19 protein-coding genes are annotated in these 17,919 nt (G+C 61.6%); 10 read left to right on the top strand and 9 right to left on the bottom strand.

Annotation, left to right across the window (positions count from 1 at the left end):
- Window positions 1–60: 60 nt before the first annotated feature.
- Window positions 61–1,026, bottom strand: coding sequence for a 2-hydroxyacid dehydrogenase (locus tag ACKPCU_RS05980; protein WP_321350660.1), 966 nt, complete (start codon window positions 1,024–1,026; stop codon window positions 61–63).
- 65 nt (window positions 1,027–1,091) lie between these two features.
- Here ACKPCU_RS05980 and ACKPCU_RS05975 point away from each other — a divergent pair, with 65 nt between their 5' ends.
- A complete protein-coding gene (locus ACKPCU_RS05975; protein WP_321350658.1) occupies window positions 1,092–1,724 on the top strand; it encodes a LysE family transporter in 633 nt (210 codons plus the stop codon).
- A gap of 21 nt (window positions 1,725–1,745) precedes the next feature.
- Here ACKPCU_RS05975 and hemH read toward each other — a convergent pair whose 3' ends face one another.
- Both hemH and ACKPCU_RS05965 read right to left on the bottom strand, forming a co-directional pair.
- Window positions 1,746–2,768 carry a ferrochelatase gene (gene hemH / locus ACKPCU_RS05970; RefSeq protein WP_321350656.1) on the bottom strand — a complete coding sequence of 341 codons (1,023 nt, stop codon included), beginning with the start codon at window positions 2,766–2,768 and terminating at the stop codon, window positions 1,746–1,748.
- Window positions 2,769–2,795: 27 nt separating this feature from the next.
- Complete coding sequence (locus ACKPCU_RS05965) at window positions 2,796–3,698, bottom strand: TIGR01777 family oxidoreductase (protein ID WP_104738994.1); 903 nt, start codon at window positions 3,696–3,698, stop codon at window positions 2,796–2,798.
- 199 nt (window positions 3,699–3,897) lie between these two features.
- Here ACKPCU_RS05965 and ACKPCU_RS05960 point away from each other — a divergent pair, with 199 nt between their 5' ends.
- From ACKPCU_RS05960 to ACKPCU_RS05920, 9 genes are all read left to right on the top strand, one after another.
- The gene (locus ACKPCU_RS05960; protein ID WP_321350653.1) at window positions 3,898–4,884 is read left to right on the top strand and encodes an NAD(P)/FAD-dependent oxidoreductase; all 987 of its coding nucleotides are present in this window, start codon (window positions 3,898–3,900) and stop codon (window positions 4,882–4,884) included.
- A 120-nt stretch (window positions 4,885–5,004) separates the two neighbouring features.
- Window positions 5,005–5,970 (top strand): YbgA family protein, encoded by a 966-nt coding sequence (locus ACKPCU_RS05955; RefSeq protein ID WP_321350651.1) that lies wholly within the window; start codon window positions 5,005–5,007, stop codon window positions 5,968–5,970.
- A 65-nt stretch (window positions 5,971–6,035) separates the two neighbouring features.
- Window positions 6,036–7,457 carry a deoxyribodipyrimidine photo-lyase gene (phrB, locus tag ACKPCU_RS05950; protein ID WP_321351751.1) on the top strand — a complete coding sequence of 474 codons (1,422 nt, stop codon included), beginning with the start codon at window positions 6,036–6,038 and terminating at the stop codon, window positions 7,455–7,457.
- Complete coding sequence (locus tag ACKPCU_RS05945) at window positions 7,454–7,885, top strand: nuclear transport factor 2 family protein (protein ID WP_321350649.1); 432 nt, start codon at window positions 7,454–7,456, stop codon at window positions 7,883–7,885. Before phrB ends, ACKPCU_RS05945 begins: the two co-directional genes overlap by 4 nt.
- On the top strand, window positions 7,882–8,655 hold the full coding sequence (locus tag ACKPCU_RS05940; RefSeq protein WP_321350646.1) for an SDR family NAD(P)-dependent oxidoreductase: 774 nt from the start codon (window positions 7,882–7,884) through the stop codon (window positions 8,653–8,655). Before ACKPCU_RS05945 ends, ACKPCU_RS05940 begins: the two co-directional genes overlap by 4 nt.
- Entirely contained in the window at window positions 8,655–9,902 is a 1,248-nt protein-coding gene (locus tag ACKPCU_RS05935) for an NAD(P)/FAD-dependent oxidoreductase (RefSeq protein WP_321350645.1), read from the top strand. Before ACKPCU_RS05940 ends, ACKPCU_RS05935 begins: the two co-directional genes overlap by 1 nt.
- On the top strand, window positions 9,902–10,720 hold the full coding sequence (locus ACKPCU_RS05930; protein ID WP_321350643.1) for a DUF1365 domain-containing protein: 819 nt from the start codon (window positions 9,902–9,904) through the stop codon (window positions 10,718–10,720). The genes ACKPCU_RS05935 and ACKPCU_RS05930 overlap by 1 nt, the downstream gene beginning before the upstream one ends.
- Window positions 10,701–11,972, top strand: a complete 1,272-nt coding sequence (locus ACKPCU_RS05925) for a cyclopropane-fatty-acyl-phospholipid synthase family protein (protein WP_321350641.1) — start codon at window positions 10,701–10,703, stop codon at window positions 11,970–11,972. Before ACKPCU_RS05930 ends, ACKPCU_RS05925 begins: the two co-directional genes overlap by 20 nt.
- A 9-nt stretch (window positions 11,973–11,981) precedes the next feature.
- Complete coding sequence (locus ACKPCU_RS05920; RefSeq protein WP_321350639.1) at window positions 11,982–12,521, top strand: DUF2878 domain-containing protein; 540 nt, start codon at window positions 11,982–11,984, stop codon at window positions 12,519–12,521.
- A gap of 9 nt (window positions 12,522–12,530) precedes the next feature.
- On the opposite strand, the gene ACKPCU_RS05915 is transcribed toward ACKPCU_RS05920, so the two are convergent.
- The 6 genes from ACKPCU_RS05915 to hemA all read right to left on the bottom strand — a co-directional run bounded on the left by ACKPCU_RS05915 (window position 12,531) and on the right by hemA (window position 17,858).
- Window positions 12,531–13,055 carry an acyloxyacyl hydrolase gene (locus ACKPCU_RS05915; RefSeq protein WP_104738985.1) on the bottom strand — a complete coding sequence of 175 codons (525 nt, stop codon included), beginning with the start codon at window positions 13,053–13,055 and terminating at the stop codon, window positions 12,531–12,533.
- Between the two features lie 74 nt (window positions 13,056–13,129).
- Window positions 13,130–13,912: a glutamate racemase gene (gene murI, locus ACKPCU_RS05910; protein ID WP_321350637.1), complete on the bottom strand. Its 783-nt coding sequence runs from the start codon at window positions 13,910–13,912 to the stop codon at window positions 13,130–13,132.
- Entirely contained in the window at window positions 13,909–14,658 is a 750-nt protein-coding gene (gene moeB, locus ACKPCU_RS05905) for a molybdopterin-synthase adenylyltransferase MoeB (RefSeq protein WP_321350635.1), read from the bottom strand. The genes murI and moeB overlap by 4 nt, the downstream gene beginning before the upstream one ends.
- Window positions 14,651–15,484 carry a peptide chain release factor N(5)-glutamine methyltransferase gene (gene prmC, locus ACKPCU_RS05900; RefSeq protein WP_321350633.1) on the bottom strand — a complete coding sequence of 278 codons (834 nt, stop codon included), beginning with the start codon at window positions 15,482–15,484 and terminating at the stop codon, window positions 14,651–14,653. Before prmC ends, moeB begins: the two co-directional genes overlap by 8 nt.
- A complete protein-coding gene (gene prfA, locus ACKPCU_RS05895) occupies window positions 15,481–16,566 on the bottom strand; it encodes a peptide chain release factor 1 (RefSeq protein WP_104738981.1) in 1,086 nt (361 codons plus the stop codon). The genes prmC and prfA overlap by 4 nt, the downstream gene beginning before the upstream one ends.
- Window positions 16,563–17,858 carry a glutamyl-tRNA reductase gene (gene hemA, locus ACKPCU_RS05890; protein WP_321350630.1) on the bottom strand — a complete coding sequence of 432 codons (1,296 nt, stop codon included), beginning with the start codon at window positions 17,856–17,858 and terminating at the stop codon, window positions 16,563–16,565. The genes prfA and hemA overlap by 4 nt, the downstream gene beginning before the upstream one ends.
- Window positions 17,859–17,919: the final 61 nt, after the last annotated feature.

The raw sequence follows: 17,919 nt of genomic DNA, 5'->3' as shown, positions 1-17,919 counted from the left end.
ATGCGACTTCACCCGAACGGGTGGGCGTCGCGACCATGATGTGATGGCGATAACACTCAGTCAGCAGTTGACCTGACGCTGGGGAGCACCGGCGATGAAACTGCACAGGTTGGCCTCCAGTTGACCGACGATGCGCTGACGCGCCTCTCGACTCCCCCAGGCGCTATGCGGAGTGATGACCAGATTGGGCAAGGAGTCATCGAGCAAAGGGTTGCCCTCAGCTGGTGGCTCTGCGCTCAGCACATCGCAGGCAGCGCCCCCCAGATGGCCGCTACGCAACGCCGCCGCAAGGGCTGTTTCGTTGACCAGACCACCGCGCCCAGTATTGATCAGCAGGCTGCCCGCCTTCATCAGTGCCAACTGCTGGGCACCGATCAAGTCTCGGGTTTGCTCGGTCAGCGGGCAGTGCAGGCTGAGTACATCGATCTGCGGCAACAGCTCGGCCAACGCAGGGCGTCCAGCCTGCTCACGACCGGGCAAGGCGCCGACCAGAACCCGCATGCCAAACGCTTCGGCCAACCTGCCAACCGCCTGCCCCAACTCACCATAGCCGAGAATGCCCAGGGTACGACCCGACAGCTCGCCAATCGGATAGTCGAGCAAACAGAACTGACTGCTACGTTGCCAGGCTCCATCGCGTACCGCCTGGCGATAGGATTCAAAGCGGGTGATTAAAACCAGCATCAGCATCAACGTATGCTGGGCCACCGCCGGTGTGCCATAGGCCTGACAGTTGCAGACAACGACCCCCAGCTCGCGCGCCGCCTGCAGGTCGACGTTGTTGGTGCCGGTGGCCGCGATCAAGATCAGTTTCAACTGCGGATTGGCCTGCATCATGGCCCGATCAATCACCACCTTGTTGGTGATCGCCACCTGCTGCCCGGCGAGCCGCTCGAGGGCCTGCTCGGGCGTGGTACCTGGATAGCTGGTCAACGAAGCGCAGGCCGCTTCCAATGCGCGCAGATCGAGGTCGCCCAGATCCAGCGTCGCGCGATCAAGAAATACCGTAGAAAGAGAGTGCTGCATGCTGGTCTGTACCTGTCTGAAGACGCCTCAAGCGGTTAAAATCGGCCACCCAGAGGAGAATGTACATGTATTTGAATGAGTTTCTGCTGGTTGCACTGGTGCACCTGCTAGCGGTGATCAGTCCCGGTCCGGACTTTGCTGTGGTGATTCGCAATAGCGTCAGCGGAGGTCACCGCGTTGGCCTGTATACGGCTGTAGGGGTCGGTACCGGTATCTTCGTGCACGTTGCCTATTCACTGCTGGGCATTGGCTTGATTGTGTCGCAGTCAGTCTGGCTGTTCAATCTGATGAAGCTGCTGGCCGCCGCCTACCTGATCTACATTGGCGTTCGCGCGCTGCGGGCCCAGCCAGTATCTGCGGACCAACCGCTGACAACCGCCAGCCAGCTATCCGCCCGCCAGGCGTTCATTCAGGGTTTTATCACCAACGGTCTGAACCCAAAGGCGACACTGTTCTTTCTGTCACTGTTCACGGTCGTTATCAGCCACGACACCCCGCTACCGGTGCAAGCAGGCTATGGCGTCTACCTGGCCTTCGCGACGGGCGCCTGGTTCTCTCTGGTCGCGATGCTGTTTAGTCGAGATGCAGTAAGGCGCGCATTCAACCGCCTGGGTCACTGGTTTGACCGCCTGATGGGGGGCGTTCTGATTGGGCTGGGCCTGCACCTGGCACTGTCGCAGTGGCTGAAGCGCGGCTAACGCGCTTCATTATCACTCAGCTCAAGCCGCCGAGGGCGTCTCGCGCGCCCAGTTGGCCAGCACGTCGATCCACTGCGGCTGATCGTTCAGGCAAGGAATCAGCACCAGCTCTTCGCCACCCGCCGCAATGAACTGCTCACGGGCGCGGTCGCCAATCTCTTCCAGTGTCTCGATGCAGTCTGCAACGAATGCCGGACAGGCCACCAATAACCGCTTGACGCCTTGCGCCGCCAACTCATCGATGCGCGCCTCGGTATAGGGCTCAATCCACTTGTCACGTCCCAATCTGGACTGAAAGGCCTGCGACCATTGTTCTGCCCGCAACCCCAGCGCCGCGGTCAGCTCCCGGCTGACGTGACTGCAATGTGCCCGGTAGCAAGTAGCGGTCGCAGCAGATGCCTGCTCGCAACAATCGCCACTGGCCAGACAATGCGACCCGGTCGGGTCAGCCTTGCGCAGATGACGCTCAGGTAGACCGTGATAGCTCAGCAGCAGGTGATCAAAGCCCTGTTCCAGGTAAGGCTGCACCGACTGCGTCAGCGCAGCGATGTAGTCAGGTCGATTGTAAAATGCCGGTACCACATTCAGTTTGATGCCCAACTGATGCTTAGCGATCACCCGCCGCGCCTCTTCCACCGAAGTGGTAATCGTGCTGTCCGCATGCTGCGGGTACTGAGGCATGAAAAGAACCTCGCGCACGCCAGGCTGTTTCGCCAACGCCAGCAGCCCCTGCTCAATGGAAGGCTCACCGTAGCGCATCGCCAGCTCAACAGGCATATCAAGCTGCTGTTGCAAGGCCCGCTGGACCCGCCGGCTAATAACGACCAGAGGGGACCCCTCATCCCACCAGATTGATGCGTAAGCGTGGGCCGAAGCCTTGGGTCGCGTCGCCAGAATCAGGCTGACCAGCAGCCGCCGGGCGAGCCAGGGTAGATCGACAACATAGGGATCCATCAGGAACTGGTTCAGATAACGTTTCACATCAGCCACTTGCGTGCTGCTGGGCGAACCCAGATTAACCAGCAGTACCCCACGATCAGACATCAATTCACTCCAGCAAACAGAACAAGATCACTCCGCCTTCTGCAGAACATCCGCCAAGGCGGTCTCCAGATGACGAAAACGAAAACAGAAACCGGCTTCCTGGGCTCGCACCGGTGCTACCCGCTGTCCGACCAGCAGCAAGCGAGACATTTCCCCCAGTGCCAGCTTCAAAACCCCGCTTGGCACAGGCAAAAAGGCAGGCCGCTTCAACGCATGCGCCAAAGCAGCAGTAAATTCGCGATTGCTAACCGGGTTAGGCGAAGTACCGTTATACACGCCATGGCAGTCTGCTGACTCCACCAACCACTGCAACATCGCCTCGATATCTCGATGATGGATCCAGGACATATACTGGCGCCCGGAACCTAACCGCCCTCCCAGCCCCAACTTGAACGGCAGCCGCATGCGCTGCAAAAAACCACCGTTCGGCGATAGCACCAGACCGATGCGCAGAATGCACACCCGCATGCCGTAGGATGCCGCCCGCTTGGCCGCTTGCTCCCAGGCATCACACAGCGTGTGGGTATATTCTACCCGTCCAGGGCTTGCCTCAGTCAGCAGTTGCTCGCCACCATCGCCATACCAGCCGATTGCCGACGCACTGACCAACACCTGCGGACGCTGTTTCCTGCGACCAAGCCAGTGGACCAGCTCCTCGGTAAGCGTGACTCGGCTATCCCACAGCAACTCTTTCCGCGCCGCTGTCCAGTGCCTGTCGGCAACCGGTGCGCCGGCAAGGTTGATAACCGCATCAATCGTCTCGTCGTTCAGTTGGTCCAGACTGGAAACGCCACGCACTGCGTCACCGCACAACGCTGGCACCTGCGCTGGTCGCCGGCTCCAGACCGTCAGCTCGTGTCCGGCCTCCAGTAACTGGCGACACAGCGGCTGACCAATCACCCCGGTCGCCCCAGTCAGTAATATTCTCATCTCAGACCTCCCGGCCGCATACGAACCAACCTGCGCAACAACGCGGCCAGGCGCATGCCACTGAACACAGCCGACAGTGCGAAAAATACAGATCACTGTCGTCAACGAAGCCCCAATGCTATACAACTAAAAAAACTTGTACAGCCTTTTGCACACCTTTGCCTATCATTCGCCCCAGAAGCCATCATCAGGATCAACCATGTCCCTACCCTCCAGCGTAGCCATAATTGGCGCCGGCATGGCCGGCATCAGCGCCGCCCGCCAGCTGCACGAAGCCGGCGTTACCGTTGAACTGTTCGACAAGAGCCGCGGCACCGGCGGCCGTATGAGCAGCAAGCGGACCGAGTACGGCGAGTTCGACATCGGCACCCAGTACTTCACGGCGCGCCACAATGCATTCCGCTCAGAACTCGAGTCCTGGCGTGAGCAAGGCTGGGTGGCGCGGTGGCAACCCCGGCTGTGCCGGATTGACGAGCACGGTATCCATCCCTCCGAAGACGAGCAGCACCGTTATGTCGGTAGTCCACGCATGACGGCGCTGAGCCGCGGCCTGCTGGGCGGCTTGACGCTGCACGGGTCGGTGCGCATTACGCAGATCGACCGGCACGATCAGGAATGGATAATGGCTGACAGCGACGGCAACCAGTATGGCCCATTCACTCAGGTCGTCGTCGCCACCCCTGCGCCACAGGCAATCCCACTGCTAGCCGCAGCGCCGCAGCTGGCCCGCGCAGCCGAACAGGCCGCCATGGAGCCGGGCTGGGCGGTATCAATCAGTTTCAGCGAGCCGGTTGCCACAACCATAGACGCCGCTTTTGTGCGCAGCGGACCACTGGACTGGATTTGCGCCAACCACAGTAAACCCGGTCGCGCAGAGAACTGTAACTGGGTATTGCAGTCCACCCCGGAATGGGCTGCAGCGCATCTGGATACGCCCGCTGCCGAAGTAGCTGAGTTGCTGCTGCAGGCTCTGGGCAAGGCCTTGCAAACAGCGCTTCCCGCAACCCGGCTGTTGCAGGCCCACCGCTGGCTGTATGCGCGCCCGGCCCAAACCAGCGACTGGGGCGCGCTCGCTGCGCCGGATATAGGCCTGTATGCCTGTGGCGACTGGTGCCTCGGAGGCCGCCTGGAAGGCGCCTGGTTGAGCGGCCAGCAAGCAGCTCAGGCGGTACTGGGCCAGCTCTGAGCTCAGACCAAGCCGTTCGTCGAAGTGAACACTCTGACGGACGGCAAATAAACTTGTACAAAAATACCGAAATCACGCTTATCCTTGTACAACACAAACCAAGTTGTACAGGAGAAAGCCATGCATATCGCTTCCACCGCGCGCATTCCGGTCGGCATCAGTCAGTGCCTGGTCGGCGACCCTGTGCGATTCAACGCCGGTCACAAACACTCTCGTCTGTGTACCGAGCAGTTAGGTACCCTATTTGATCTGCGTCCGGTCTGTCCCGAGGTAGCCATTGGTCTGGGCACACCCCGCAAGGCCATTCGCCTAGCTGGAGACCCGGTAGCTCCGCGAGCCATCGGCACCAAAGACAATCAGCTGGATGTGACTGAGGCCCTGCAGTCCTATGCCGACGAAGTCAATGAGCGCAGCCAGGATCTCTGTGGCTTCATCTTCATGCAAAAGTCTCCGAGCTGCGGCATGGAGCGGGTCAAGGTATACGACCACAATGGCCACCCAGCCCCTGCCACCGGACAGGGGGTATTTGCTGCCCGCTTGATGCAGCACAACCCGCTGTTGCCGGTCGAGGAAGAGGGTCGCCTGCACGACCCCGTACTGCGTGAAAACTTCGTTACCCGAGTAATTGTCTACGCTGACTGGCAACAGTTGGTGAATGACGGGCTCAGTGCGAGCCGCCTGCTGGCGTTTCATGCCCGCCACAAGTACCTGCTAATGGCCCATCAGGCACCCAGCTACCGCCGCATGGGGCAGTTGCTGGCCAATCCGGGGAGAGGCGACGCCTTGCGAGAGACCGCTGCAGCGTATTTCAGTGAACTGATGACCGCCCTGCGCCGTCCGGCCAGCCGACGCGGCCACAGCAACGTCTTGCAACACGTTGCCGGCCATTTCAAGCGCGTCCTGAACCCACCGGAAAAAGCCGAGCTGCAGCAACTGATCAGCCGCTACCGCAGCGGCGTCGTGCCGCTGGTGGTACCCATCACCCTGCTCCAGCACCACCTGCTCCGCCATCCAGATCCCTATCTGCTGCAACAGGCCTACCTGCAGCCGCATCCGCCAGAGCTGAGCCTGCGTAACGCGATATAGCGCCACCAACAACCGGTGGACCGGGCGACCGATCCACTACAGGAGAGAGAGATTTGAGTAACAACGTGCAACTGTGCTGGCTCCGTGCCGATCTGCGCACCGCCGATAACCACGCCCTCTGGCATGCGCGCCAGCGCGGCCCGGTGGTCGCCGTGTTTATCGTCACGCCGAATGACTGGCACGCGCACGACGACGCTGCGATCAAGGTCGATTTCTGGAGACGTAATCTGATCGAGCTGGCCGCCACCCTGAACCACCGCAATATTCCACTGCAGTTGCTGCACGCCGACCACTGGAACGAGTGCCCTTCCCGCCTGCTAGAACTGGCTCGAGACCTAGGCGCCAGCGGCCTACACTTCAACGACGAGTACGGGTTGCATGAGCAACAGCGTGACGATGCGGTCAGCCGGGCCTTCTCCGACGCAGGCATCTCCTGTCAGCGCTACACCGACCAGCTGTTGTTTGCGCCCGGCAGCCTGACGACCCAGAGCGGCACCATGTACAAGGTGTACAGCCAGTTTCGCCGTCAAGCCTACCATCGCCTGCACCAGCACCTGCCTGCGGAGCTGCCACCACCGAACAGCCAAGAGCCGCTGGCACGCGCCAGCAGCTCCATTCCAGACCATTTCGACGGCTTCGCTCCCCCCACACCGGAACTGCAACAACTATGGCCCGCCGGAGAAGCCGCCGCGTCCGAGCGCCTGCAACGCTTCAGCAACCAGTTGCTGGCAGACTATGCCGACGACCGGGATAGGCCTGGTCTTGATGCGACCAGCCGGCTGTCAGCCTATCTGGCTGCCGGCGTATTGTCCCCCCGCCAGTGCCTGCACGCGGCGCTGCGGATGAACCAAGGCGAGTTCGATGGCGGCAATCCCGGCGCGGTCAGCTGGATCAATGAACTGCTCTGGCGTGAGTTTTACAAGCACATTCTGGTCTGCTATCCGCGGGTTTCCCGCCATCGCGCCTTCCGCCCCGAGACCGAAGCTGTTCAGTGGCGCAACGATCCTGAAGGGCTTGCCGCATGGCAGCAGGGACAAACCGGCATTCCACTGGTAGACGCCGCCATGCGTCAACTGCTCAACACCGGCTGGATGCACAACCGACTGCGTATGGTCAGCGCCATGTTCCTGACCAAAAACCTGCTGATCGACTGGCGCGAGGGCGAACGCTGGTTCATGCAACACTTGATCGATGGTGATCTGGCGGCCAACAACGGCGGCTGGCAGTGGAGCGCCTCGACCGGCACCGATGCAGCCCCCTACTTCCGCGTGTTCAACCCGGTCAGCCAGTCCGAGAAATTCGATCCGGACGGCAGTTTCATCCGGCGCTGGGTCCCGGAGCTGGCGCACCTTCCGGCCCGGCAGATTCATCTCCCCCCAACAGGCGACCTGTTCTCCGGTGGCAACTACCCCGCCCCCATCGTGGATCTGCGCAGCAGCCGCCAACGCGCTATTGACGCCTTCCGCAGCGCAGGAGAACCAGCATGATTGAACGTAGCAGCATCGAAGAGTTTGCTCGGCAGTTTGCCGCCATTGATCGCAACAATCTGCACTTGCTGGACCAGATCTACCATCCGGAAGTCCACTTCAGCGACCCGATGCACGATGTATTTGGCCTGGCCGCGCTCCACAGTTACTGCGCCAACCTCTACGAGAACGTGCTCGCGCTGCGCTTCGAGTTTACCCAGCTCAGTCCGATTGATCATGAACAGGCACTACTCTGCTGGACCATGACCTATCGGCACCCCAGGCTGGCCGGCGGCCAGGACATCCAGGTTCCAGGCGTCAGTCAGGTTTGGTTCCGCGAGGGCAAGGCGTACCGCCATATTGATCACTACGACGCCGGTACGCTGTTATACGAACACGTCCCGGTGCTCGGCAACCTGATCCGCTGGCTCAAGAGGCGACTGAAATGAACCTGCAACGCAGAATCTGGCTGACCGGCGCATCCAGCGGTATTGGCTTGGCGCTGGCTGAACTGCTGGCGGCCGAAGGTCATCGCCTGGCCTTGACCGCAAGACGCCGAGACCCGCTGCTGGCACTGGCGAGCCGTTACCCCGGTCAGGTACTGGTGATCACCGCGGACCTCACCGACCGCCATGCGGTACAGGAGGCGGCGGAGCGCATTGAGGCCATCTGGGGCGGACTGGACTGGGCCATCCTCAACGCCGGTGCCTGCGAATACATGGAGCTGCCAGCCTTCTCCGCCAGCCTGGTCGAGCGCGTGATGCAGGTGAACGTGCTGGCAACAGCTAACTGCATCGAAGCAGCCCTGCCGCTGCTGCGCCATGGCGAGCAACCGCGGCTGGTAGCCGTTGGCAGCAGCGTCACCTACCTGCCCCTGCCCCGTGCCGAGGCCTACGGCGCATCCAAGGCAGCGCTTCGCTACCTGATGCAGTCGCTGGAGCTGGACTTGGCTGATGAGGGCATCGCCACCACGCTGGTCAGTCCCGGCTTTGTCGAGACCCCAATGACGGCGAGCAATGACTTCCCCATGCCCATGCAGCTCACCAGCAAAAAGGCCGCACAACGCATTCTGATTGGCCTGGAGCGGGGACAGCGAGAAATACGTTTTCCCGGCCGCTTCATCTTTGTGCTGCGGCTACTGGCGGCACTGCCTGGCTGGCTTCGTGTCGCACTCACCCGGCGGCGACGAGAAGCCGCCCGGCAACAGGAGACCCACTGATGCGTATCGCGATTGTCGGTAGCGGCATTTCCGGTCTGGTCGCCGCTTATCTGCTGTCCCGGCGTCACGAGGTGACACTATTCGAGGCAGACGACCGCATCGGCGGCCACACGCACACCGTCGATGTTGAGGTAGACCGGCAGCACCATGCCATTGATACCGGCTTCATCGTCTTCAACGACTGGACCTACCCCAACTTCATTCGGCTGTTGGGGCGGCTTGGCGTGCCGTCGCAACCAACCGAGATGAGCTTTTCCGTCTGTGATCCGCGCAGCGGTCTGGAGTACAACGGCAACAACCTCAACACTCTGTTTGCTCAACGCAGCAACCTGCTGTCTCCCGGGTTTCTGCGCATGCTGGCCGACATCCTGCGCTTCAACCGTGAGACGATCGCAGAGCTGGAGGCCGGCGAGCTCGGAGGACAGCTGACCCTGGGCGACTATCTACGCCAGCGGCGTTACAGTCGGCGCTTCATTGACCACTACATCGTGCCCATGGGTTCGGCAATCTGGTCGATGTCGCTGCGCGATATGCTCGACTTCCCATTGGCGTTTTTCATCCGTTTCTTCAGCAATCACGGTTTGCTGTCCGTCAACGAGCGACCACAGTGGCGTGTCATCACGGGTGGCTCGCGCAGCTACGTGCCAGCCCTGACCGCGCCCTACGCCGACCGCATCCGACTCAACTGCCCAGTGCAACGCATTCGCCGCGACGACATCGGTGTAACCGTACTCAGCCGCCAGGGAGAGGAACGCTTCGACCGGGTCGTGATGGCCTGTCATAGCGATCAGGCACTGCCACTACTGGAACAACCGAGTGATGAAGAACAGGCAATCCTTGGCGCCATCCGCTACGCCGACAACGACGTGGTGCTGCACACCGACACCCGCCTGCTGCCACGGCGCCGACTGGCCTGGGCGAGCTGGAACTACCGTCTCGGAGGCGATCCGGAGCAACCGGCGGCCCTGACCTACAATATGAATATCCTGCAGGGCATCAATGCATCGCGCACGTTCTGTGTCAGCCTGAATCAAACTGACCAGATCGACCCGGCGCAGATTCTCGGCCGCTTCAGTTACGCCCACCCCCAGTTCAGCCTGGCTGCCAGCAACGCCCAGCAACAATGGAAAAACCTGCTGGGCAAGCGGCACACCTTCTTCTGCGGAGCCTGGTGGGCCAATGGCTTTCATGAGGACGGCGTGGTCAGCGCATTGCGGGTCGCCTCGCACTTTGGGGAAGCTCTCTAATGACGCTCAACAGCGCGCTATACAGCGGCTTGCTGCAGCATCGCAGGCACCAGCCGCGCGTTCATCAGTTCCGCTACCGCAGCAGCCTGCTACTGCTCGACCTGGACGAGCAGCAACAGGTGTTCGGACTCAGCCAACTCTGGTCCGGCCGTTGGTGGTCTCCCATGCGCTTTCGCGAAACCGATTACCTGCGCGCAGAACGCCAGCCCGAGGAGTCATTAAAGGCCTGTGCCCAGCGCCTGGTCAGGGAACAATTGCAACTTGAGATCGACGGTGCGGTGCAACTGCTGACCCAAATCCGCAGCTTCGGCATGCTGTTCAATCCGGCGTCCTTTTTCTATTGCTACGATCGCCACGGAGCACTGCGCGGCATCATCTGCGAAGTGACCAACACCCCCTGGGGTGAACACTTCTGCTACGTGCTGGAAGCCAACCCAAACGAACAACAGCAGAACTTCACCCTGCATAAACGCTTCCATGTTTCCCCGTTCCTGCCGCTGCAGGCCGACTATCACATGCGTTTCAGCCGTCCCGGCGAACGCGTACAAGTCCATATCGCGCATCAGCAAGGCGACCAGCGCCTGTTCGATGCCAGTCTCAGCCTGCAGCGCAAGCCGCTGAGCGCCCGCTTGCTGCGCCGCGAAGCACTCTCGTTTCCATTTATGGTGCTGCGCACTCTGACCGGCATCTACTGGCAGGCGCTGCGCCTACTGATCAAACGCATCCCGCTGTTCGACCATTCGCCCGCACGGCAATCGGTGGCAGCGCATCCACTGCGCCCCGTCAAGGAGTCCCGAGATGAAACCGAGCAGACCTGAACTGACCTGCAACAGTGACTACCGCGAGCGCGGCGGCTGGCTCCAACGACTATGCCGTAAGGCCGTGTTGCGCCAATTGAATGCGATTCAGCGCGGCACCCTGCACCTGCAAACCGACGATGAGGACCTGGTCTTTGGTCAGCCCGACAGCGACGGCCTGCACGCAGAGATTCGTCTGCACGACCCGGCTGCCTGGGTGCAGATCGCCTGCAACGGCAGCGTTGGCTCAGGCGAGGCCTACTTCAACGGCTACTGGAGTAGCCCCGACCCGACGGCGGTGACGCGCCTGTTTGTACGCAACCTGGACGTGCTTGATGCAATGGAAACCGGCCTTGCCCGGCTCGGCCAGCCCGCACTGAAATGGCTGCATCGGCTCAACCGCAACAGCCTCAAGGGATCCCGGCGCAACATCAGCGCCCACTATGACCTCGGCAACGAACTGTTCTCGCGCTTGCTGGACGAGACCATGATGTATTCGGCAGCGATTTTCCCGCCCGGCAGCGACGACTTGCATCAGGCCCAGCTAAACAAGCTGGAACGCATCTGTCGCAAGCTGGAACTTGGGCCGGACGACCATCTACTGGAGATCGGCACCGGCTGGGGCAGCATGGCGATCTACGCAGCAGAGAACTTTGGCTGCCGTGTCACCACCACCACACTATCGCAAGAACAGTACCACCACGCCGAAGAACGCATCCACGCCGCCGGACTGCAAGACCGCATCACCCTGCTGCTCAAGGACTACCGCGAGCTGGAAGGCCAGTTCGACAAGCTGGTCTCAATCGAAATGATCGAAGCGGTCGGTCACGAATACTTCGCCGCCTACTTCAAAGCCTGCGCCACCCTGCTCAAATCCGACGGGCTGATGCTCCTGCAGGCAATAACCATACGAGACCAGCGTTATGAGCAGGCTCGCCGCAGCGTCGACTTTATTCAGCGCTATATTTTCCCGGGCGGCTCACTGCCATCGGTCAGCCTGATCGGCGAATTGACCCGTCGGCATACCGACCTGGCGATGCTGCACATGGAAGACATCGGCCTGCACTACACTCGTACTCTGCGCCACTGGCACCACAACCTGCAGCGCTATCGTGGCGAGCTGGCGCAACTCGGGTATGATGACGCGTTTTTCCGGCTCTGGGAGTTCTACCTCTGCTACTGCGAAGGGGGCTTCCGCGAACGCGGCATCGGCACGGCGCAGATTCTGCTTGGCAAGCCCGACGCGCGCCCCGGAGAACACTTCTGCGCTTAGGAGACTGATATGCCTGACCGGCGACTGATCGCCAACGCCCTGATGTTCCAGCTCAGCTGGGTGGCTTGCGTGCTGGGCGGCAACAGCTACTGGCTGGTGATTCCGGTGATAGCCCTGCTGCTGCATTTTTTCTGGATCAGCAGTTGGGCTGCCGAGGGCAAGCTGGTGGTGTCGGTAATGCTGGCCGGCGCCGCGCTCGACTCATTTCTGCTGCAAATGGGCGTATTCACCTTCGTCGGCCAGGACAGTTTGGCTCCGCTCTGGCTGGTACTGCTGTGGGCCTTGCTCGGCACCACCCTCAATCATTGCCTGGCGTGGAGCGCCAAGCCAATATGGCGGGCATTGTTGCTCGGCGCCATCGGCGGCCCATTGAGTTATCTGGCCGGCGCAGAACTGGCGGGTGTGGGTCTGCCACTAGGTGAAAGCAATAGCGCGCTGCTGCTCGCGGCGATTTGGGCAGTGATGTTTCCGCTGCTGCACGGCTTTGCCCACCTGTACCGCGAGCAGTACCGGACCCAGCTGCTGGCCAGACGTCGCCAGGACGCCTGACCGCAGCCCTCAAAGCGGGTAACGGAAGTAAACTGCCGACTTGTTGATGCCCGAGTTAGGCTGTTTGATACCGGCGTTGGAGTAGTGGTACCAGCGCACACCAAGCTCGGCACCAGAGGTAAAGCGCAGGCCCGCACCAATGCGGTCCTCAAACTGGAATTTGGATCCCAGATCACGCCGATCAGCCAGGTCAGTCTCGGTGAACACTGCTGCCCCGATGCCGCCTTCCAGGAACGGAGTCACTCCGCCATTACCGGGAAAGTTAAGGGTGAACACAGGTGCCAGGCTGAAGGTGTCAGCGTCCAGCGCGCTCCAGTGGGTATAACCGGCATCCCAGAAGCCAGTCAGCACGGCGCCACCGCCATCGCTCTGCCACAGGGTACGGCCAAAATCGAACTGCACCCCAAGGCGCCACACATTGGTCGACTCGCTGCTGTCGCCGCCTTCCACGGTGACTCCATCCAGTGCATACACCGCCGGGCTAAGGGTCATGGCCGCAAACACGGTGCTGATGATCAAACCTGAACGTCTCATGGCGTCTTCTTCCTTATATGTTCAACAATCACCGTCAAATAGACAGTTATATAGCCGATAGTTCGCAAATTGCATCAAACCGGCAGCGTGTCCACATCACCCCGAGCGCCCCAAAGCACCGGCAGCACCGCCGCCATATGCTGCGGGTCGGCACTGGACCAGAAACGCTCCCGCCCCTCACCCGCAGCCACGACCGAACTCTCCAGCAGCCGTGCCTGGAGCTGACGGGCCACGGCCTCACCGGTATCCACCAGTTGGATGTCTTCCGGCAGCAGCTCACGCAGCAGGGGCTTGAGGAAAGGATAGTGCGTGCATCCCAGAATCACAGTGTCGCAGCCGGCCTGCATCAGCGGAGCCAGGTAGGTTTGCAGCAGAACCCGCACCTCCGGCCCCTGCAGATCGCCACGCTCGACACACTCCACCAGCCCGGGACAGGGCTGGGTCAACACCTGCACGTCGCGCGCAAACCGATCAAGCAAGGCGGCAAATTTGGCGCTCTGCAGCGTCCCCGTCGTTGCCAGCACACCGACCTTGCCGTTACGGGTTACCGCCGCCGCCGGCTTGACCGCGGGCTCCATACCGATGATCGGCATATCGAAAGTGCTGCGCAGTTCATTCACGGCCGCCGCAGTGGCCGTATTACAAGCCAGCACCAGCGCCCTGGCACCCTGCGCAATAAGAAACTCGGCGATTCGCATGCTCCGCTCGCGAATGGCTTCCGGTGGTTTCTCGCCATAGGGGACGTGACCGCTGTCTGCCACATAGAGCAAGTCTTCCCCGGGCAGCAGCCGGCGAATCTCACGCAGCACCGAAAGCCCACCCACCCCGGAGTCGAACACCCCGATAGGCGCACTCATGCGGCAAGTCCGCAGCAGCTGCAACCCGGGTCACGGCGCACCCGTAGTTCACGGAAACGGCTGTCGAGCGCATCAATCAGCAGCAGGCGGCCAACCAGCGGCTCGCCAAACCCCGCCAGCAACTTGAGCGCTTCCAGCGCCTGCAGACTGCCGACCAGCCCAACCAGCGGGCCGACTACACCCGCTTCACTGCAACTCAGCGCCTGCTCGTCGCCATCACCATACAGGCACTGATAGCAGGGACTGTCGTCACGGCGCGGATCAAACACACTGAGCTGGCCTTCGAGCCGAATCGCAGCGCCAGATACTAGCGGCTTGGCCAATTGCACACAGGCGGCATTCACCGCGTGGCGGGTGGCGAAGTTGTCGGAACAATCCAGCACCAGATCGACCTCGCCCACTGCGGCCAGCAAAGCATCGCCCACCAGTGCGACCGGCAGTGTGCGGCAAGTGATCTGCTGGTTGATCGCGGTGACCCGTTCAGCTGCAGAGGCGACCTTATCGCGACCGATGTCGGCTGCGTGATGAATGATCTGGCGCTGCAGGTTGGTCAGGTCGACCTGGTCAGAGTCGGCCAACACCAGCTCGCCGACACCCGCAGCAGCGAGATACAGCGCGACCGGCGAGCCCAGCCCGCCTACCCCAACAACCAGCACCCGGCTGTCCAGCAACCGCTGCTGACCTTCAATGTCAATCTGCGGCAGCAGAATCTGCCGGCTGTAGCGCAGCAGTTGCTGGTCATCCACGCCATTGTCCTCCGGTTACCCGCTGCTGGCCGCCAAGATCGCGCCAGCTCTGTACCTGCTCAAAGCCCTGCTCGCGCAGCAGCAGGGCAACCACATCGGCCTGCTGCCAACCGTGTTCGAACAGTAGCCAGCCCTCTGTATGCAGATGGCTCGGTGCCTGTTGCACCAACATACGGATGTCATCCAGCCCATCGACGCCGCTGACCAGCGCACTGCCCGGCTCAAAGCGCACATCGCCCTGCTGCAGATGAGGGTCGCTCTCGGCAATATAGGGCGGGTTGGAGACAATCAGATTAAAACGCTGCTCCGCCAGTTCGGAAAACCAGTCGCTACGCTGAAAAGTGACGTTGCTGACCTGCAGACGCCCGGCGTTGTGCTGGGCCAACGCGACCGCCTCGGTGACCCGGTCCACTCCGGTCAGTTGCCACTGCGGGCGCTCAACCGCCAGCGCCAGCGCAATCGCCCCGGTGCCTGTGCCCAGGTCCAGCACCTCGGCGGGTCCGGCAGGCCCCAGCTCCAGCGCCACTTCAACCAACCGCTCAGTATCCGGCCGCGGAATCAGCGTCGCTTCGCTGACTTCCAGCTGCAGACTCCAGAAGCCCTGTTCGCCGAGCAAATAGGCCACCGGCACGCCGCTGCGACGCTGGCTCAGCAGCGCTTGGAAGTGATGCACTTGCTCGGCATCAGGCTGACGCTCGGGCCAGGTGCGCAGATAGGTGCGGGGTTTGCCGATGGCGTGGCAGAGCAGCAGCTCGGCATCCAGTCGAGCGGTGTCCGAGTCCGGCAGTTCGGCGCTGGCCAGCAACTCGGCCAGGGTCGGCGTCATGCCGACTCCAGCGCCGCCAACTGATCGGCCTGATATTCGCGTAGCAGCGGCTCGATGACGTTGTCGAGGTTGCCAGCGATCACCTCGTCCAGGCTGTATAGCGTCAGGTTGATGCGGTGATCGGTCACCCGGCCCTGCGGGAAGTTATAGGTGCGGATCCGCTCTGAGCGGTCACCGGAGCCCACCAGCGAACGGCGAGTGTCAGACAGCTCCTTCTCCTGCGCCTCGCGCTGCTGGTTGACCAGCTTGGCCTGCAGCAGGCTCATTGCGCGAGCGCGGTTCTTGTGCTGTGAACGCTCATCCTGACACTCAACCACGATGCCAGTTGGCAGGTGGGTCAGGCGAATGGCCGAGTCGGTCTTGTTGACGTGCTGACCACCGGCACCGGAGGCGCGGTAAGTATCGACCCGCAGATCGGCTGGATTGATTTCGATCTCGGCCTGCTCGTCCATTTCCGGCAGGACCGCGACGGTACAGGCAGAGGTGTGGATCCGGCCCTGGGATTCCGTTTCCGGTACCCGCTGCACGCGGTGCGCGCCGGACTCGAATTTGAGTTTGGCGTAGACCGACTGGCCTTCGACCCGGGCGATCACCTCTTTATACCCGCCGTGCTCGCCAGCGTTTTCCGACAGCACCTCGACGCGCCAGCCCTGACGTTCGGCGTAGCGACTGTACATGCGGAACAGGTCACCGGAGAAAATCGCCGCCTCATCGCCGCCGGTACCGGCACGGATTTCGAGGAATACGTTGCGATCATCGTTGGGGTCCTTCGGCAGCAGCAGGCGATTGAGTTCCTCTTCCAGCTCGACCAGCTGCGCAGAGCCGCTCTCCAGGTCTTCTTCGGCCATGGCCCGCAGGTCAGGATCGCTGTCCTTCAACAGGCTACGTGCCTCGTCGATGTCCCCCTGGACCCGGCGCCACTGCTCATAGCACTTGACCGTGCCTTCCAGCTCGGCGTACTCCTTCGAGTAGCTACGGAAGCGATTCTGATCGCTGATGACCTCGGCGTCGCTGAGCAACGCCGACAGCTCCTCGAAACGTTCGCCAAGGGAGTCCAGCCGGTTCAACAGGGATGCTTTCATGAGTCGCCTTGTACCGTGGTATTGCTGTTGCCCGGCGCGTTGTCGCCCAGGGCAAAGAGTTCCTGCGCCAGCGCCAGCGCTTCTACCCGCCCCTGCGCCGTCATCTGTTTGAGCTGCACACTGGGTTCATGCAGCAACTTGTTGGTCAGCATGCGCGCCATCTCAGTCATCACCTGCTCGGGATTAGCACCGCGCTGCAGCTTGGCCAGCGCCTTCTGCAGTTCCTGATCGCGTGCCTGCTCGGCCTTCTGCCGATAGCTGCGGACAACATCCACCGCTGCAAGTGCACGCAAACGCTGCATGAACTCGCCGGTCCCCAGCTCGATCAGCCGTTCCGCTGCCTCGGCAGCCCCCTGGCGCGAGCGCAGGTTTTCCTCGATCACCTCGTGCAGGTCATCGACGGTATAGAGGTAGACATCAGCCAGACTGCCAACTTCCGGCTCGATGTCACGCGGTACGGCGATGTCGACCATGAACATCGGCTTGTGCCGGCGCTGTTTCAGTGCCCGTTCCACCGCGCCCTTGCCGAGAATCGGCAGCGGGCTGGCGGTAGAACTGATCACCACATCGCACTCGGCAAGAATGTCCTGAATCTGGGTCAACACGATGGCCTGCCCACCCAGCGGCTCGCTAAGCAGTTCGGCCCGCTGCAGGGTGCGATTGGCAACGATGATCCGGCCAACGCCTTGCTCAAACAGGTGGCGGGCGACCAGCGCGATGGTCTCGCCAGCGCCAATCAGTAACGCCGTACTACGGCGCAGGTCGGCAAAGATCTGACGGGCCAGACTGACTGCGGCAAAGGCGACTGATACCGGATTTTCGCCGATGGCGGTATCGGTGCGCACCTGCTTGGCCATATTGAACGTGCTCTGAAACAGCCTATCCAGATACGGCCCCAAGGTGCCGGCCGTGCGCGCGGTCTGCCAAGCATCCTTCATCTGCCCCAGAATCTGCGGCTCGCCCAGCACCATCGAGTCCAGCCCGGCGGCGACGCGCATCATGTGATTCACCGCGCCAGCGTCCTGATGCAAATAACTGGAACGGCGAACCTCGTCTGCGGTCATACCGTGGAAGCGGGCAACCCATTCGACCAGCCGCTCGGCATCAAGCTGATCCTGAGCGCAATAGAGCTCGGTGCGATTGCAGGTCGACAGAATGGCAACCTCGTCAGCACCGGCCTCGGCACGCAGACGTTGCAGTGCATCGGGCAGTTGCTCGGGTGAGAAAGACACGCGCTCGCGTACCTCAACCCCTGCGGTCCGATGATTGATGCCCAGTGCGATAAAACCCATGATGCCTCGTATTGCGAGAACGGAGCTGCTGCCAAAAACGTGCAATTGTCCTATGTTAGTT

The organism is Halopseudomonas oceani (assembly GCF_963677335.1).
Classification (GTDB): Bacteria; Pseudomonadota; Gammaproteobacteria; order Pseudomonadales; family Pseudomonadaceae; genus Halopseudomonas; species Halopseudomonas oceani.
Note: the sequence above shows the minus strand (reverse complement) of the source record. Positions and strands in the feature narration are given on the sequence as shown.

What these genes read in the sequence shown, in the direction of transcription:
- ACKPCU_RS05980 (WP_321350660.1), bottom strand. Translation starts at nt 1,026, where the DNA reads ATGCAGCACTCTCTTTCTACGGTATTTCTTGATCGCGCGACGCTGGAT.
- ACKPCU_RS05975 (WP_321350658.1), top strand. Translation starts at nt 1,092, where the DNA reads ATGTATTTGAATGAGTTTCTGCTGGTTGCACTGGTGCACCTGCTAGCG.
- hemH (WP_321350656.1), bottom strand. Translation starts at nt 2,768, where the DNA reads ATGTCTGATCGTGGGGTACTGCTGGTTAATCTGGGTTCGCCCAGCAGC.
- ACKPCU_RS05965 (WP_104738994.1), bottom strand. Translation starts at nt 3,698, where the DNA reads ATGAGAATATTACTGACTGGGGCGACCGGGGTGATTGGTCAGCCGCTG.
- ACKPCU_RS05960 (WP_321350653.1), top strand. Translation starts at nt 3,898, where the DNA reads ATGTCCCTACCCTCCAGCGTAGCCATAATTGGCGCCGGCATGGCCGGC.
- ACKPCU_RS05955 (WP_321350651.1), top strand. Translation starts at nt 5,005, where the DNA reads ATGCATATCGCTTCCACCGCGCGCATTCCGGTCGGCATCAGTCAGTGC.
- ACKPCU_RS05945 (WP_321350649.1), top strand. Translation starts at nt 7,454, where the DNA reads ATGATTGAACGTAGCAGCATCGAAGAGTTTGCTCGGCAGTTTGCCGCC.
- ACKPCU_RS05940 (WP_321350646.1), top strand. Translation starts at nt 7,882, where the DNA reads ATGAACCTGCAACGCAGAATCTGGCTGACCGGCGCATCCAGCGGTATT.
- ACKPCU_RS05935 (WP_321350645.1), top strand. Translation starts at nt 8,655, where the DNA reads ATGCGTATCGCGATTGTCGGTAGCGGCATTTCCGGTCTGGTCGCCGCT.
- ACKPCU_RS05930 (WP_321350643.1), top strand. Translation starts at nt 9,902, where the DNA reads ATGACGCTCAACAGCGCGCTATACAGCGGCTTGCTGCAGCATCGCAGG.
- ACKPCU_RS05925 (WP_321350641.1), top strand. Translation starts at nt 10,701, where the DNA reads ATGAAACCGAGCAGACCTGAACTGACCTGCAACAGTGACTACCGCGAG.
- ACKPCU_RS05920 (WP_321350639.1), top strand. Translation starts at nt 11,982, where the DNA reads ATGCCTGACCGGCGACTGATCGCCAACGCCCTGATGTTCCAGCTCAGC.
- ACKPCU_RS05915 (WP_104738985.1), bottom strand. Translation starts at nt 13,055, where the DNA reads ATGAGACGTTCAGGTTTGATCATCAGCACCGTGTTTGCGGCCATGACC.
- murI (WP_321350637.1), bottom strand. Translation starts at nt 13,912, where the DNA reads ATGAGTGCGCCTATCGGGGTGTTCGACTCCGGGGTGGGTGGGCTTTCG.
- prmC (WP_321350633.1), bottom strand. Translation starts at nt 15,484, where the DNA reads ATGACGCCGACCCTGGCCGAGTTGCTGGCCAGCGCCGAACTGCCGGAC.
- prfA (WP_104738981.1), bottom strand. Translation starts at nt 16,566, where the DNA reads ATGAAAGCATCCCTGTTGAACCGGCTGGACTCCCTTGGCGAACGTTTC.
- hemA (WP_321350630.1), bottom strand. Translation starts at nt 17,858, where the DNA reads ATGGGTTTTATCGCACTGGGCATCAATCATCGGACCGCAGGGGTTGAG.